The organism is Paenibacillus sp. DRB1-1, assembly GCF_052119485.1.
Classification (GTDB): Bacteria; Bacillota; Bacilli; order Paenibacillales; family Paenibacillaceae; genus Paenibacillus; species Paenibacillus polymyxa_B.
This window is the reverse complement of sequence record NZ_JBODQH010000001.1, coordinates 2,867,085-2,883,357: the sequence shown is the minus strand read 5'-3', so window position 1 is coordinate 2,883,357 and position 16,273 is coordinate 2,867,085. Positions and strand designations below refer to the sequence as shown.

The 16,273-nt window shown below is 47.4% G+C and carries 14 protein-coding genes; 4 read left to right on the top strand and 10 right to left on the bottom strand.

The window, feature by feature from the left end; genetic code table 11:
* Positions 1-24 precede the first annotated feature (24 nt).
* Positions 25-855 (bottom strand): 5-dehydro-4-deoxy-D-glucuronate isomerase, encoded by an 831-nt coding sequence (gene kduI / locus ACQW03_RS12755; protein WP_023990866.1) that lies wholly within the window; start codon positions 853-855, stop codon positions 25-27.
* 340 nt (positions 856-1,195) lie between these two features.
* Here kduI and ACQW03_RS12750 point away from each other — a divergent pair, with 340 nt between their 5' ends.
* Positions 1,196-2,152: a sugar kinase gene (locus ACQW03_RS12750; protein ID WP_025721975.1), complete on the top strand. Its 957-nt coding sequence runs from the start codon at positions 1,196-1,198 to the stop codon at positions 2,150-2,152.
* Between the two features lie 178 nt (positions 2,153-2,330).
* Here the strand turns inward: ACQW03_RS12750 and ACQW03_RS12745 are convergent, their stop codons facing one another.
* Both ACQW03_RS12745 and ACQW03_RS12740 read right to left on the bottom strand, forming a co-directional pair.
* A complete protein-coding gene (locus ACQW03_RS12745) occupies positions 2,331-3,344 on the bottom strand; it encodes a LacI family DNA-binding transcriptional regulator (protein ID WP_023990869.1) in 1,014 nt (337 codons plus the stop codon).
* A gap of 224 nt (positions 3,345-3,568) precedes the next feature.
* Positions 3,569-4,978 (bottom strand): MATE family efflux transporter, encoded by a 1,410-nt coding sequence (locus ACQW03_RS12740; protein WP_441949989.1) that lies wholly within the window; start codon positions 4,976-4,978, stop codon positions 3,569-3,571.
* 357 nt (positions 4,979-5,335) lie between these two features.
* Between ACQW03_RS12740 and ACQW03_RS12735 the strand changes: the two genes are divergently transcribed.
* The 3 genes from ACQW03_RS12735 (at position 5,336) to ACQW03_RS12725 (ending at position 8,782) form a co-directional block, all read left to right on the top strand.
* A complete protein-coding gene (locus ACQW03_RS12735) occupies positions 5,336-6,343 on the top strand; it encodes an acrylyl-CoA reductase family protein (RefSeq protein WP_441949987.1) in 1,008 nt (335 codons plus the stop codon).
* Between the two features lie 233 nt (positions 6,344-6,576).
* A complete protein-coding gene (locus tag ACQW03_RS12730; RefSeq protein WP_441949985.1) occupies positions 6,577-7,137 on the top strand; it encodes an RNA polymerase sigma factor in 561 nt (186 codons plus the stop codon).
* The gene (locus ACQW03_RS12725; RefSeq protein ID WP_441949983.1) at positions 7,097-8,782 is read left to right on the top strand and encodes a DUF4179 domain-containing protein; all 1,686 of its coding nucleotides are present in this window, start codon (positions 7,097-7,099) and stop codon (positions 8,780-8,782) included. The genes ACQW03_RS12730 and ACQW03_RS12725 overlap by 41 nt, the downstream gene beginning before the upstream one ends.
* Positions 8,783-8,890: 108 nt before the next feature.
* Here ACQW03_RS12725 and ACQW03_RS12720 read toward each other — a convergent pair whose 3' ends face one another.
* From ACQW03_RS12720 to ACQW03_RS12690, 7 genes are all read right to left on the bottom strand, one after another.
* Positions 8,891-9,715, bottom strand: coding sequence for a carbohydrate ABC transporter permease (locus tag ACQW03_RS12720; RefSeq protein ID WP_441949981.1), 825 nt, complete (start codon positions 9,713-9,715; stop codon positions 8,891-8,893).
* Complete coding sequence (locus ACQW03_RS12715) at positions 9,715-10,581, bottom strand: carbohydrate ABC transporter permease (protein WP_053326352.1); 867 nt, start codon at positions 10,579-10,581, stop codon at positions 9,715-9,717. The genes ACQW03_RS12720 and ACQW03_RS12715 overlap by 1 nt, the downstream gene beginning before the upstream one ends.
* A gap of 16 nt (positions 10,582-10,597) precedes the next feature.
* Entirely contained in the window at positions 10,598-11,830 is a 1,233-nt protein-coding gene (locus tag ACQW03_RS12710) for an ABC transporter substrate-binding protein (protein ID WP_441949979.1), read from the bottom strand.
* Positions 11,831-12,038: 208 nt separating this feature from the next.
* The gene (locus ACQW03_RS12705; protein ID WP_220030418.1) at positions 12,039-12,839 is read right to left on the bottom strand and encodes an ABC transporter permease; all 801 of its coding nucleotides are present in this window, start codon (positions 12,837-12,839) and stop codon (positions 12,039-12,041) included.
* The gene (locus ACQW03_RS12700) at positions 12,836-13,564 is read right to left on the bottom strand and encodes an ABC transporter ATP-binding protein (RefSeq protein WP_441949976.1); all 729 of its coding nucleotides are present in this window, start codon (positions 13,562-13,564) and stop codon (positions 12,836-12,838) included. The genes ACQW03_RS12705 and ACQW03_RS12700 overlap by 4 nt, the downstream gene beginning before the upstream one ends.
* 343 nt (positions 13,565-13,907) lie before the next feature.
* Positions 13,908-15,983, bottom strand: a complete 2,076-nt coding sequence (abc-f, locus tag ACQW03_RS12695) for a ribosomal protection-like ABC-F family protein (protein ID WP_441949974.1) — start codon at positions 15,981-15,983, stop codon at positions 13,908-13,910.
* Between the two features lie 103 nt (positions 15,984-16,086).
* The gene (locus ACQW03_RS12690; protein WP_016822706.1) at positions 16,087-16,230 is read right to left on the bottom strand and encodes an RAxF-45 family protein; all 144 of its coding nucleotides are present in this window, start codon (positions 16,228-16,230) and stop codon (positions 16,087-16,089) included.
* Between the last annotated feature and the right edge of the window lie 43 nt (positions 16,231-16,273).

Sequence of the window (16,273 nt, the reverse complement as noted above, 5' to 3'; positions counted from 1 at the left end):
CTACGCTCCAATACACTGATCGGATTAGCGCAACTCGCTCATGGCAACCTGATCCATGTCTTTGTATGTTTTATTTTCACCGGCCATGCCCCAAATGAAGGTATAGCTGCCCGTAGCCGCACCGCAGTGGATAGACCAAGGTGGAGAAATAACGGCTTCATCATTCTTCATCACCAGATGGCGCGTTTCGTTCGGTTCACCCATCAGGTGGAACATTCTCGCATTCTCATCCAGTTCAAAGTAGAAATACACTTCCATACGACGGTCATGAACATGCGTCGGCATGGAGTTCCACACACTGCCGTTCTCCAACGTCGTCATCCCCATAACCAATTGGCAACTTTGAATGCCTTCATCATGGATAAAGCGACGCAACGTACGGTTGTTGGCTGTTTCCTGCGAACCCAGACTTTCAGACGGTACATCGGCAAAAGACTGCTTCGTCGTCGGATACGTGGTATGAGCCAAAGCTGAAACGATATAAAATTTCGCAGGCTTTTCACTGGAATCGCTTTCAAAGATCAACTCCTTGCCACCTTTACCTACGTAGAGACAGTCTTTTGTGGCCAGCTCGTAAGTTTCACCATCCACCTTGACCGTACCGCTGCCCCCGACATTAAAAATGCCCAGTTCGCGGCGCTCCAGGAAAGTTTCCGCTTTGATTTGATCGTTACCTTCCAGTGCAACAGATTTATTCACGGGATAAATGCCCCCGATAATGACACGATCTTCATGCGTATAGACCAGCTTTACCTCCTCAGGTACAAACAGTTCCTGGATCAGATAGTGCTGACGCAACTCTTCAGTCGTAAAATGCTTGGCATGTTCGGGATGAGTTGAATAACGCATTTCCATAAAAACATTCCTCCTGTTTAGATAAACTTTTTTATCAACGGAATTGTTATAAAAGCGGTTTCTAACTCTACTTCTTAGCTAGAATTGTAATAATTATCTAAGAGGGTGTCAACCCAAAACTTCACCATTCCTAGAAAAAACCTTAATATACACGAAGTTTTACACGCTTTTTACCTTTTGATAAACAAAATCGCATTTTTTTATCTATATTACCCAAAAAGTTTTTAGCAAATATATCAACTTCATCATTGTGAAAAACCGATTTATGTGATAATTTCAATTTATTCAGTTGGTGCATGCGCTTACAGATTAAGTTTACTAAACATAAGGAGGAATACAAATGACCTCAACATTGGATGCTGTTACCTTCGGAGAACCGATGGCCATGTTTTATGCCAATGAAGCAGGCTCTCTGGATGAGGTGCGTTCATTCACCAAAGCGTTGGCCGGGGCAGAGACGAATGTTTCAGCCGGTTTGGCGCGTTTGGGTCTACGGGCGGGACTCGTGACCAAACTCGGCGAGGATACGTTCGGCAAGTTCATTGCCAGTGCGCTACGTCAGGAAGGGATCGACACCCAGAACGTCATGTTTACCAAAGACCACTCTACCGGCATGCTGATTAAATCCAAAGTTACAAGTGGGGACCCAGAGGTGGAATACTTCCGCAAACATTCCGCCGCTTCCACATTAAGCATCGCTGATTTTAACGAGGCTTACTTTTCCGGAGCTCGCCATCTGCATTTTACAGGTATTTCTGTCGCCCTCTCCCCTGAGTGCCGTGATTTCGCACGACATGCGCGGCAATTTATGAAAAAGGCTGGCAAAACCGTATCCTTTGATCCGAACCTCAGACCCAAGTTATGGCCTGACACGCAAACGATGGTAGAGGCGATTAACGAAGCATCTGAGGGGTGCGACTGGCTTCTACCCGGCATTCATGAAGGTAAAATATTGACAGGCTACACCTCACCGGAGGATATCGCTTCCTTCTATCTTGACCGAGGTACCTCGCTGGTCATCATCAAGCTGGGAACCGAAGGTGCATATTACAAATCCGCAGATGCTGAGGGATACGTCAAACGCTTCCGCGTAGAGCATGTTGTTGATACCGTAGGCGCGGGTGACGGATTTGCAGCAGGTGTTATCAGCGCACTGCTGGAAGGCTTGCCCCTGGCAGAGGCAGTCAAACGCGGTAATGCCCTTGGCGCACTGGCTGTCATGTCAGCTGGAGATATGGACGGCTATCCGACACGAGCCGGGCTGGAATCCTTTTTGCTCAGCGCCAGCACGAATTAATCCGGTTTCATTCCCCGCATAGCCTTCACCGCTATTAGCGCAAGCTCAACAAGGCCGAAAGAAGTCGGCCTTAACTTTTAATAGCCCGTATTCGCATTTGTGTGACCTGAGTAGCATACGCAAGCTCAGGTCGTACAAAGGAATACGGGCTATTTTAAATATATGACATGATGCTCGTCTACAACGTTTTAACTGATTCTCCTCGATTAATATCCGGCACAAATCGGTAGATAATCGGAACCGATTCGCCGCCCTCCTCAATGCTGGACAGCAGCGTCTTTGCCGCTTGCTTCCCCATATCCGCAATCGGTTGCGTAATAGTCGTAATCGGCGGATTGTAAATATGGGCAAACTCCGCATCGTCAATCCCGATAATAGACAACTCCACCGGAATGCGTATACGGCGGGCATTTACATATTTCAGCGCCTCTGCTAGCACAATATCATTCCCGGCCAACAGCGCAGTCGGCGGCTCTGGGAGCTGGAACAACTCCTTCAGTGTCTGCTGGATTTCTTCTCTCGGCACACTGCGCATATACTCTTCTCGAAATGGCAAGCCATGCTCTTCCAGCGCCTTTTTGTATCCGCTGAGCCGCTCCACCCGTGGAGTAATCCGATTCAAGCCAAGGGGCAAAGTAATCAGCGCAATTCGCTCATGTTTGTGAGCCACAAGTTCCTGAATCGCCAGCTTAATCGCCATTTCGTTATCCAGCAGCAGGCTGCGCGTATTCACCCCGTCTACCAAACGGTCCAAAAACACTAACGGATACTTTTCACGAATGAGCTGGTTGTAGATATCTGCATGCTTGCCTGTCGGGAAGATGATCAGGCCGTCTACCTGCCGAGCCTTGAGCATCTCAATATACTGGCCCTCCTTGTCCGGATTTTCATCGGCGTTGCAAATGATCACCTGAATGCCAAAACGCTGCAATTCCTCCTCAATCGCACGGATAGACTGGATCGAAAGGGTATAGTCAATGTTGGCTACAATGACCCCGACCATAAACGTCCGGTTTTGCTTCAAGCTGCGGGCCAGCCCGTTAGGCTGATAGTTCAGCTCTTGAATAACCTCGGCAATCCGGTCTCTGGTCTGGTCGCTCATATATTTATATCGTTTGTTCAGAAATTGCGAGACAGTGCTTTTAGACACTCCTGCCTTCTGGGCAACATCTTCAATCGTCGGCTTCTTCATCGGTACACTCCTTGTCTTTCATGTACTGCGTTAGTGCAACAAAAGTATATCTTTTTTTTAGTAAATTTACCATACTTCTATTTATGAATGCCATTATGATATAAGTCGAACTTCAAAGTTGCCTATCGTGCCACCGTGTAGAAGTATGGTTCTCCAGGAGCAAAAAGAGGCAGTTCAAGATGTTCTCTTGAACTGCCTCCGCGTAACCATAAATACTGCTCGGATCAGTGTGCCGGAACGGGCGTTACAGACTGATCTGGTGTATCGTGCTCGACCAACGCATGCTTTTCCCATAACCGACTTTTCCAGCGGGCATACATGATGACAGCACGAGTCCATTCATCAGCAGCAATCGCCAGCCACACGCCGGCAAGCCCCATGTCCAGCTTGAATACAAGCAGATAACCAAGCGGCAAGCTCATGCAGACCATGGAGATCAGACCCATAAAGACCGGGAACTTCGCATCTCCAGCAGCACGCAACGAGTTAATAATGACGATATTCGTTGTCCGGCCAGTTTCTAGCAGAATGCTAAGTAAAATGACCTGTGCTCCCAAACGAATAATTTCAGGGTTTTCCGTGAACAAACCAAGCAAGGGAACACGGAAAAAGATGACCACCGCATCAATAATCACGGTCACGAGCAACGCCCATTTCACACTGGTCAGTACACGTTTATAGGCAGTATCCTTCTGTCTGGCTCCCACGAGCCTTCCTACCACAATAGCCGTACCCATACCGACTGCCATACTGAACAAGTAAATATAGCTTGATATATTATTCGCATATTGGCGTGTCGCCATTGCTTCTGCGCCAAGATAAGTCACGTACAGTGTGAAGATGAGCTGACACGACTGATACATAATGGACTCCAGCGCGGATGGTACACCAATACGCAATATTTTAGAGATAAACTTTTTGGACAATTGGACATAATATTTCCACTCGACACGAACCTCAGTGACCCGGTACATCAACCAGAAGAAGATCAAGAGACAAATAAAGCGGCTACCTACTGTAGAAATAGCAGCACCTTCTACACCGAGTGCTGGCATTCCCCAATGCCCCAAAATCAAAACATAGTTGCCGACCACGTGGATCACATTCATAAAAACCGATACATACATCGTTTCTTTGGTAAAACCGTGCGTACGAATGGTCGCCGCCAGCGCGTTAATCAATGCCTGAAGAAAAATGGCACCCCCGACGATGCTCATATACGACTCCGCGTAAGCCAGAATGTCCCCCTGGACATTCAGCCATTGCAACATATGCGTACCAAACACAAGAAAAATTACGCTTAGCAAAAGACCTACCATCAAATTCAACGTAATGGCCGTACCTGTAACCTGGGCCGCTTCGACTAGTTTCTTAGAACCGATATATTGAGCTACGACGATAGCAGCGCCGTTGCCGATAACCTCCAGTACAAGGATAGCGATTGAAATAATTTGATTGGACGCGCCCACACCCGACACTGCATTATCAGATACAGAACTGATCATGAACGTGTCGACACTCCCCATTAGCATAAACAGAAACAATTCAAGGAAAATAGGCCATGTTAAACGGAACAAATTCAGTTCCTTAGCTTCGGACAATACCGAACCTTTTTTTAGTGCTCTGGTTGTCATTCATTCACCTTTCTTCATAGATTTATTTAACGATCAAAAGGTATGTTAGCACAGTCATTCTGAAAATACATCCCGTTTGCGTGAAATGATTTGCAAAATGCGTAAGAATTCATTTATCACTCTCTTTATAATTGATTATCGAACTTTATTGAAACAGAATATTGAAAGAATATACCAGGAATCTGGTCTTTTTGACGTAATTATGAGCTAAAGAGTATAATAGAATACGAGCCTGTGAGCATTCCCGCTGACAGGTTGTGAAGATTGTCGTATGCTTTCTAAGCATAATTTGTGAATTAAAGATGGAATATATAGGACATTCATAGGGTTAAAAGGTAATAAAGGAGGCTTTTACAGATGACTCAATCATTTCAAGCTCTTGTCGTCGATCAGACGCAGGATGGTGAAGTTCAAGCAGAGGTTCGTTCTCTGGAAGCTAGCAGTTTACCTGCTGGAGAAGTATTGATTCGTGTCGCTTATTCCAGCATCAATTATAAAGATGGGCTTGCTGCCCGCAAGGATGGCAATATTGTCAAAGCCTATCCGTTCGTACCAGGCATAGATTGCTCGGGAACCGTCGTCTCTTCGGAGGACAGCCGCTTTAGCGAAGGACAAGCGGTGCTCGTTACCGGATACGGGCTGGGTGTGTCTCAATTCGGGGGGTTCAGCCAATATGCACGCGTGCCTGCGGACTGGGTGGTTCCACTTCCAGACGGACTCACGCCGAGAGAGGCGATGATATTCGGAACAGCCGGATTCACCGCAGCCCTGTCGTTATATCGGCTGGAGCAAAACGGTGTTACTCCAGAGCAGGGCAAGGTACTCGTCACTGGAGCGACGGGCGGCGTAGGCGGGGCAGCTATTGCCCTGCTGAACAAGAGAGGCTACCATGTCGTAGCCAGCAGTGGCAAGGCTGATGCTCACGATTACCTCAAGGCGCTCGGAGCAGCCGAGGTCATCTCCCGCGAGGAGGTCTACGACGGGACGGAGAGCATCCGCCCGCTGGGCAAGCAGCTTTGGCAAGCGGCTGTTGATCCTGTAGGCGGAAAGCCGCTCGCTTCGCTGCTCAGCCAAATCGCCTACAACGGCTCTGTAGCCGTGAGCGGCCTGACGGCAGGCACCAAGCTGCCTACGACAGTGCTGCCGTTTATTTTGCGCGGCGTAAGTCTGCTGGGCATAGACTCTGTCTTCTGCCCATACGACACCCGCGTAGCGATCTGGAAGCGACTCGGCAGCGAATGGAAGCCGGAGCGGCTGGAGCAGCTCGTTGAGCGCGAAGTCGGATTGGCTGACCTGCCAAGCGCGCTCGAAGACATCCTTGCAGCCCGCTCGCAAGGAAGAACGCTAGTACGGCTGGTTGACTAAGCGGAGTAGGTGCGCAAGCTATCCATTGACGGTTTTCGCGTGAAGAAGTCATCCCATAGGGTCTAGGTTAGGAACATATGAGAAGTCTGTAAATCTGCAGTTTTGAGATTTACAGGCTTCTTTTTTTCGTGTGGTACATTTGAAGCAGAGGATTTACTTTTCGCAACCAAATGAACCTTTTGAGGACCTCAGTTGTTATATAGATAAACTGCACGAGAAAGGAGAGCACATCATTGGAGAGTAATCGAGAGTTGTTTGATTTGTATCAACGAGATGTATACCGAACCTGCTACTACATGGTACATAATGCATCGGATGCAGAGGATTTAACACAGGAAGTGTTTATCATCCTGTTTCGCAGCAATCGTGAACAGATTGAACAACTAAAAGCCTGGATTATGAAAATTACGGTCAATCATTGTCTGAATTATCTTAAACGCCAGAAAAGCCTGCATTTGAAGGTATCGGCTAATCCCTATCTATTTAGCGGGGCGGAAGGTAAGCCTGTAGACAGGCTGGTGGAAGAACGCGAATCGGCAGAGGAATGGGCCGTTTATATGAATGGTCTTCCAGCCAAAATCCGCGCTGTGCTGACACTCCGCTATATGCACGATTTCACGCTGGCGGAAATATCAAAACTGCTGGAAATTCCGCTGGGAACCGTCAAATCGAGGACTCACAAAGGACTAAAGTTATTGGAGCAAATACTGCGGGATGCAGGGGTACAAATTCCCGAGATGGAAGGAGAGAACTATGAACAACATAGAAAAGGCATTGAAGCGCAAGTTAAATGATGATTCGGAAATGGCCTATCCTGACTTCGATGAGATGTGGAACCGGATGGAACAGACAGGGCATACTGCCCCTACGCTAACCGACACTTCCGATTCATTCACTCCGCACCGACACAGAAATTGGCGCAAAATAGCTATCGCCGCCTCTCTGAGTGCACTTCTCGTTGCCGTTCCCGTCTATGCCGCCATCCATTATAATTGGGGCGATCTGCTGCACGGAAGAAGCGGCATTCAGACGGCACTAAATCAAGACCTTGGACAGCCGCTGGAGCAATCCGTAACCAGAGACGGAGTGAAGTTGACGCTGCATACCGCTATTGTCGATGAGAACCGGACCGTGATTCTGTACAGCTTGGAGGTCGGAAAACGAGCAGAGAACGAGTTTTGGAATGTCAAAGGCGTATCGCTTAAAAGCGCTGCGGGGAAAAGCAGTGCAGGCGAGTATAGCTTTCAACAATGGGACGAGAAAAACCAACGTTATAACGGCTACTTTGAAAGCGATTGGACACCGCAGCAAGAAACAGAGGACGTGCGACTGACCCTAGATCATATTGAGCTCACCAGCGTTCAGGAACTGGATTTGCCACTCGATATCAAATCGCCTCAGATGCAGACGTTCAAGCTGGATCGTAACAGCTTACAAGATTTGAAGGTACAGGTATTCGAACAAGGGAAGGATAAACTAATGCTGTCCTCGGCCATTACCTTCGATTCGTCCAAGCCGAAGGAATGGGACAATCCACAAATCATTGCCTACAAAGGTGGAGAACCTGTGAGACCTCAACCTGGAGGAGCTTTTGGTACACCCGGAGAGAATGGGGAATACACAGCCCAGCAGTATTTTACTAAAGCAGATATACCGGAAGGACAGACTACTTTCAAACTGCAATATGCGCAAACTGAGAAAAGTATAAATGAACCCATAAACTTTGATCTGCAGCTAAGCAAAAAGAAAATGGAAAGCGGGACGATTAAAAGCGTGCTGAATACCCCGTTGGAGAACGGCAATCCGAATTTTACGCTAGAACAAATGATTGTCACACCTACACAAATCCGTGTGACGATCAGAAGCGAAAAGAAATTCGCCATGTTACCTTATCAAAAATACTTTCTTTCTGTGAACGGCACAACGCTAGAGGGTAGTCGTTGGTCTTCACCTGATCAGGAACACGATCTGAACACGATCCGTTTTGAACGACCGTCCAATCTTGTGATTATCAAGGACACTCCTGTTACTTTTACAGGCAAATACAAGGTTACGACCCATTCGGATGACAAAACGCCACAGCGTTTAACTGATATTTCTGAGCAAAAGCAGACGCTAACGACGCAAATCGGTGGCTATCCTGTGAAGTGGACCTACTACAAACAGGGATCGGACTTATTCGTAGAAACCGAAAGCGAGGACGCTCACTTTGGAGGGATTAACCAGACGCATATTGGCCTGGGTAAAGAACGGATTATCGGCAAGCCGATCACAGCCAATTTCGCCGGAGACGGCAATAACAAGGCAGTGGATGTCTACAAGAACTTCAAAGGGAAGGAAGCTTCTATCTATATGTTCTACTATACAACGGACGACCCGGAAGCAGAGACAACCGTACCCTTGCAGCCTCTGACAAGCAACAGCGAAGCATCTAAATAGCAATGCTATAAAAAGAGGGTCCTCTATACCTGGGTGAACCGTGGTATAGGGAACCCCTTTTTAATTTCCTAGGAAGGCACAGTCTGCCTGAAACGATTGACTCCCGCCCTACTTCACAGAACCTTGCGTAACGCCATTGATAATCCATTTTTGTGCAATAAGATAGACAATAATCATCGGCAGCAAGGCCATCAGGTACGAAGCAAAGGCCAAATTAAAGTCGGTATTGAACTGCCCCTGAAATACATACTGGACGAGCGGTAGTGTATACTGCTCCGCATCACTGATAATAATGAGCGGCAGCAGGAAGTCGTTATATGTGGACAGACAAGTGAGAATCCCCACCGTAGCACTAATCGGCGCCATCAGCGGGAATATAATGCGCCAAAAAGTACCCCATGTCGTCGCACCATCTACCGTGGCTGCCTCTTCCAATGCCACCGGAATGGAGCGAATATAACCGACATACACGAAGACATTAAACGCCAAACCATACACTGTATGCAGCATAATGAGACCCAACAGATTAGTCATATGAAGGCCCGAGGCCAGTTTTACAATCGGCAGCATGATGATCGGGAACGGTATAAACATGGCGCTCACAAAGTAAAAATATAATCCCTTAAAAAAGCGTCGCTGCATATTACGGGCAATCGCATAAGCGACCATTGAATTGGTTAGCAAAGTGAGTATGACCGTCGATGTCGTGACCATCACACTGTTCTGAAAAGCGCTGAAGAAATTAGTCATTTCCACTGCACGACTAAAATTCTCCCAATGCAGCTCGGTCGGAAAGGCAAAGGCGGACTGCGCCATTTGCTCGGGATTTTTAAGTGCTATCGTCACCGTCATATAGAGAGGAAACAGAATAAATATTGTTCCCAACGCTACCAGAAGCAGCACAGGCCAGTTGGTACGTCTGCTTGTCTTCATCAGTTATCCATCTCCCTTCTCTGGAGGAATCTCAGCTGTAAGATGGAAATGATCGCGATCACAATAAAGTAAATAACAGAGTTAGCCGACTGATAAGCAAATTCTCCGCCTCTAAATCCCCCAGTGTATATCAAGTGGGAAATCGACTGGGTGGCCCGTCCCGGCCCGCCATTCGTCAAAGCCACGATCTGATCGAACACCATCAGGGAGTTTTTCATCGCCAATACCATATTGATCGTAAAAAATGGAGCAATTAACGGAAAGGTAATGCTCCAGAATTCGCGCCATTTACCCGCACCGTCCAGGTTGGACGCCTCATACAGACTTGTCGGAATGGTTTGCAGCCCGGCCAGATAGAGAATCGTATTGAAGGCAATCCCCTGCCATACAGCTACGATGACAACCCCCACCCAAGCCAGTTGTTCGCTGCCCAAAATGTTCGTCGACAATGAGGTAATCCCTAAATTTTGCCCCCAAATCGTAAACACGTTCGAGAACAAGTAATTGAATATGTAACCCACGATTAGCACGCTCAAAATATTAGGCAGAAAATAAATACCGCGGAAAAAGTTACGAAACCGTATTTTAGCATTCAGCCCTAGCGCAATCAGCAAACTAAGGATATTAGTCGCAATGGTAACCACAATCGCAAATTTGAAAGTAAACCAGTATGCGTTCCCCACATTGTCATCCTGAAACAAATTAATATAGTTCTTAAACCCGACAAAGTGATACTGATGACCAAAACCGTTCCAGTTCGTAAGCGAATAATAAAAGCCCTGCAAGGCAGGCAAGGTCAAAAACACAAAAAACAATAGCACCGCCGGCACCGTCATCCAGTAAAAAGTCGTTAGTCGCTTATTCATGTCTCTTCCTCCTCTCCTATCGGCGGTTAGCTACCTTATTCCACTCACTGTCTAACTTGGCCAGATAAGCGTCGATGTCTCTATTTTGCAGGAAGGCCTGCACAATAGAATTCAATTGGACCGCTTTGGGAATATAGTGATCGGCAAAATCAATGACTCGGCCCGATTTAAAATAAGGCAACAGCTCCGCCACACTCGGATCATCCTGCGTAACTCCCTTCACCGCCGAAAACAGCGTTTGCTCTGTAATGTATTGCTTGCTGTTTTCCGGCTTCAACAAGAAGGCAATGAACTCCTCGGCTTCCTTTTTATGCGGAGTGCTCTCCGATACGGCTAATAGTGTATCTATACCGGACACCAGTTTGACCGCCTTTTCGTCATTCCCTGTCGGTAATGGGAAAAAACCAAGCTCCACTTTCGGGTTGGCTTTGCGAATTTCAGATATGGCCCACGAGCCCTGAATGTACATCAATCCCTGCCCGTTAGCGAAGGCACGATTACCGTCGGCATAGTTTTTGCCAAAATTATCACCATGTCCGTATTTCAGAAGCTCCAGCTGCTTTTCAGCAACCTCGCGGTACTTGTCCTGAAAGGTGACCTGATTTTCACGCCGTTGCAGGAAAAAATCAATGCCCACCAGATTCGGGCCCAGCGCATTAAAGGGGAGGTTTGTTTGCCAATCATCTTTATATGTAAAATAGAACGGGATTTTCCCAGCAGCCTTAATCTTTTGCGCCGTTGCAATCAGCTCACCCCACGTTTTGGGCACCTGTAATCCCATTTCCTTAAAAAGCGTTTTGTTATACATCACACCATTCGCATTCGCAGCATAAGGAATTCCATATACGGGATCGACCCCGGTTACATCCTTAAGCATTTTGAGGTAAATCGGGTCAATTGTACGTGGCAATTCTGTATTCACCAGATCCGTAAAAATACCGCTTTGTGCCAAAATGGAGTAGGTATCGGTGGCCCCAAGCCCCACAATGTCAGGTACATCGTTTTTGACAACCCGGGTCAATAACACGGTCTCTGCCTCCGGCGGGTTGACCTGTGTCACTTCAATACCGGGATGTTCCTGATTGAATTGAGAGATTAGCTTATCGAATGAACCCTTGGCCTCCGGCTTGTTTTGAAAAAATTCAATTTTCACCTTACCCGAAGCATCGCCCTTGTTGCATGCGCTTACAGAAACAGCCAACAAAAGGATTGCCGCCAGTGTAGACAGCTTTTTGACCCAACTCAACATGCTCATACCTCCTTTTCCCCTATGTCAATCTATGCGGGACTAGACAATTAATACCCGTCCCTTAGGGAAAAGAAACGATACTGCTATAGCATGAACCATACAGCAATCTTGATATCAGGAGGAATTAATGTTAAAAAAGATCCTATTGACCTCAAACGGTCGATTGGATCTTTCTTTTATTTTTATGATGTTCAGGTTACGGATGCTCCTAATACAGATAATCATCAGTCACAAAACGGCGGTATGCGCCCCAAGTAAAAAAGATAAGATATAGACTAACCACGGTGATAATCGCTCCATTCACAGACAAATTCCCCATTAAGGACCTATCTAGTCCTGTATGCTGCATATATGGAACAACCATAAATGCAATCACATTGTATAAGTAGGGGATATGAGAAACCAAAGCGGCCAATTTTAAATACAATGAATCAAACAACAGTGAGCCCAGATTGTATACCATACAAACACCGATGGCATACGTCACACTTTTGCTATACATAGCGATAAAGCAGTAAAAGGAGCTTATTGCCAATAATGAGGCAAGCGCCCAACCATAGTATTTAAGCATCTGTAGTCCTTGAGATCCGGACAGTCCCGCATCACTTATATGATATGAAAGAGTCCATACTTCAACGATCACCTGCGAGGATACTGCAAATGCAATGAGAAGAAATAAGATAGATGTATTCAAAACCAACAGCTTACTCCAGAAAATCTGACCGCGGGTAAATCGGCGTATAAATAACAACCGCAGTTGCCCGCTTCGAAATTCCTCTGTATATACAGCAGCCGCTAAAGTAGCCACAGCTATGTTGCATACTAAAAACAAATTCTCACGCAGACCCGAAACGACAAAGTTTAAGGATAATAACTCTACAGGAACCTTCATCGTGCGCAAAAAATATACTCCTGTCGAACAGGCTAGAATCGGTGTACATAATACCATGAGCCAGAACCACTTTCGTCTCCACAATCGCTCGAACTCGCTGTATATTAATGATTTCATAGTCCCATCAATCCCATAAAAGCATTCTCTAGCCGCTGACTGTCCTCGACTAGCTGCTCAGCAGGTCCTTTCCAGGCTAGCCTGCCTCCTTTGATAACAATGAGCTCATCACATATCTGTTGTATTTCATCCAACAGAGGACTGGAGATAAAAAAGGTATAATTCGCTGAAGCATGGAGCTGTAGCACAATATCTCTCAGCTCACGCTTCCCGATAGGATCAAGCCCATTAGACGGTTCATCCAGCAATAAAAGCTCAGAAGCACCCAGCATGGACTGTGCAATACCTAGCCTTTGTTTCATTCCCGTTGAATACGCTTTCAATTTGTCATCTCCCTGTGCTTCCAGCCTCACCTTTGTCAGCAACTGTTCAATATGGGTCTCCCGATCAGAGGGTGCAATTTCAGAGTGTAACCGTGATAAATTGCGTAAAACCTCTCTACCTGTCATATAGTCATAAAATACCGGAGATTCAATAATAGCCCCCACCTTGGACAACGCCTTTTCCCGATCCGTCTGTACATCATAGCCGGCTATCTTAACAGAGCCGCTGGTTGGCTGCATTAATCCGGTCATGATTCGCATCATTGTCGTTTTACCCGCTCCATTAGGTCCGATAAATCCATATATCTTCCCTTTCTGAAGCGTAAAGGAAACATGGTCCAACCAATACCTTCTCCCCATTTTTTTCGTTACCTGACTGACCTCCAGTAAGGAGTCCGACATACCATTCCCTCCATCCATACAAATCACAACATAGCTCCAACGCGTGTATTTGATATGTAAGATCATGTTGGATAACATAAGCTTCATGTAACATTGGATGTTATAATTGGTTCAATTAAAAAATATCACATGTTGCGAAATGTAAACGGCTAGCTTTATATGTAAAATATAATAGCAATAATACATCAATACCCATTATCTTAATTAACGGTTATTAACTTTTGTAATGATATGTTTGTTTTTACATTTCAAAAAAGGACAGCCCTTAAGTAAACGTTCTACCTCAGGGCTACCCTCTATATAAAATAAACTGTTTTCTAGCCAGTAATTACTAGCCTGTCACCTACTCCAACTCAACCCACTCGCCGAGCAACGCGTCCAGCTCAGCTTGCAGTCGCTCACGCGCGTCCCATAGCTCCGCCATGTGCATCGTGTCGTCGCTTGTGCCGAGCAGCTCCAGCTCTGCATCCGCTGTCGCCAATTCTGCTTCTTTGGCGGCGATGGCCCGCTCCAACCGCTCGCTGGATGCCGCGGGCGTGCGTGATGGCTTCGCAGCCTTCACTCCGCGGGCTCCAGACCCGGCAGCGGGCGAGCCCAAGCGACCTGAGCGTGCACGGCTCGCATCGGCTCCCGTAGTCGCTCCCGTCTGCGCAGCCAGCCCCGTGCCATTGCTCGCTGCACTGGAATGTGCAGCTGAGCCCGAGCCTGAGCCGCCACCGGATGCAGCACTGCTTGCAGATGTTGAGCGTGTCCCGGTGTCCCCCTCGCTCTGTAGACGAGCATTTTCCAGCTCCCGCTTCTTCGCTCGGTACTCATCAAAGCTGCCCAGATAAAAGGTCAGCTTTCCAGCCTCCAGCTCCCACACGCGTCCTGCCAGCTTATTCACAAAATAGCGGTCATGTGAAATCGCCAGTACCGTTCCCGTGTAGGTGTCTAACGCTTCCTCCAGCGCCTCGCGTGAGTCAATGTCCAGATGGTTCGTCGGCTCATCCAGCACCAACAAATTTGGCTTTTTCATGACCAGCAACGCCAGCCGCAAGCGGGACCATTCGCCACCGGACAGCATGCTCACGGGCTTAAACACATCGGCACCGTAAAACAAATACTTCGCTAGCAACCCGCGTGCCTCGCCTTCTTCCACCCCTGCTTCCTCCTTGAAGTAAGCAAGCACAGTCGCCCGGCTATTCCGTTCTCTCTCTTGCTGCGCCAAATATCCGTACTCTACGCGCGCACCCCACTGGACCGTGCCTGCATCCGCGCTTTCCTGACCAAGCAGCAGCTTGAGCAGCGTCGTTTTGCCTGAACCGTTATCACCTAGTAAGGCCACCTTTTCACCGAACTCCAGACTGCCCGTTGCCCCGTTTAATATCTGATGCTCTCCATAGGCTTTAACAATTTCTTCAAACTGAAGCACCCGGCGACCGGAACGATCCTCCAACTTTAAGTGAAATTCCGCCCCCTGCGGGTCCAATACAGGCCGCTTCACTAGCTCCATACGCTCCAACGCCTTACGAATAGAGGCTGCTTTTTTGAAAAACTTTTCGTTGTCGCCATTGCGCCCCCACTCTTCAAAACGCCGAATGGCCTCTTTCATCTTTTTAATCCGCTTTTGCTGTTCCTTATAATCTTCAAACTGCAGTAGCAATCGTTCTTCCTTTTCCTTAACATAGCCGCTATAGTTCGTATAATACGTAAACGCCTCGCCATCCTCAAGCTCAATCATTTTAACGGCGACCCGATCCAGAAAATAACGATCATGAGATACAACCACACACGCACCTGTGTAGCCCTGCAAAAATTGCTCCAGCCATTCCAGCCCCTTCAAATCCAGATGGTTGGTCGGCTCATCCAGCAGCAGCAAATCCGGTCGTCCGATGAGCTGTGATGCCAGCGCTATTTTTGTTTTCTCTCCACCCGACAGCGAGCCGAAGCTGCGCGTATACATACCTTTGGGAATACGCAGCCCATCCGCCACCTGGTCAATGTTTGCATCCATTTCATAGCCGCCGTTGCGTTCAAACCGTTCCTGCAAGGCAGCATATGATTGCAGCAGCTTCTCCAGAAGGCCCACGTCTGCTGCCACAACTGGATCTGACATTTCCCGTTCCAGTGTGCTCATCTGATTGCGACAATCCTTCAGCTCACGATAGGCGTAAGCCAGTGTTTCGTACACAGTGAAGCTCTCAAACTCCGCCGGAATTTGCGGCAAATAGCCAATTTTCGTATCCTTGGCGATGACGAGCTGCCCTTCATCCGGGCGGGACAAACGTGCGATTAGGCGTAATAGGGTGGTTTTACCGCTTCCGTTGCGGCCGATGAGCCCCACCTTTTCTCCCGTATGGATATCAAACGATGCACCATCCAAAATCAGATTGGCAGCGTGGTATTTTTTCAATTGTTGACCGTTTACTATATACATGTTCAGGCTCTCCTTTATTTAGGAAGACCCTTACCCGGGTAACACAAAAAGAGCCGCAGGAGCAACCCCGCGACTCTTCGGAAGATACAGAAATCCGTTCGAGTTAAGGTAGGCGTCTTCTCGCGATGTTTACAACCGTATGATTAAAATTGGACAGACTTCTCCCGTTGTATGGAAAAGCATGAACAATGCCAGCCATAGCAATCGGCAGCTGGCTAATACGGTTGTTCAGCATCTCGTGATTCACCTACCTCACCTCCTTTTTCATAATTGTGTGTAGTATAACATGT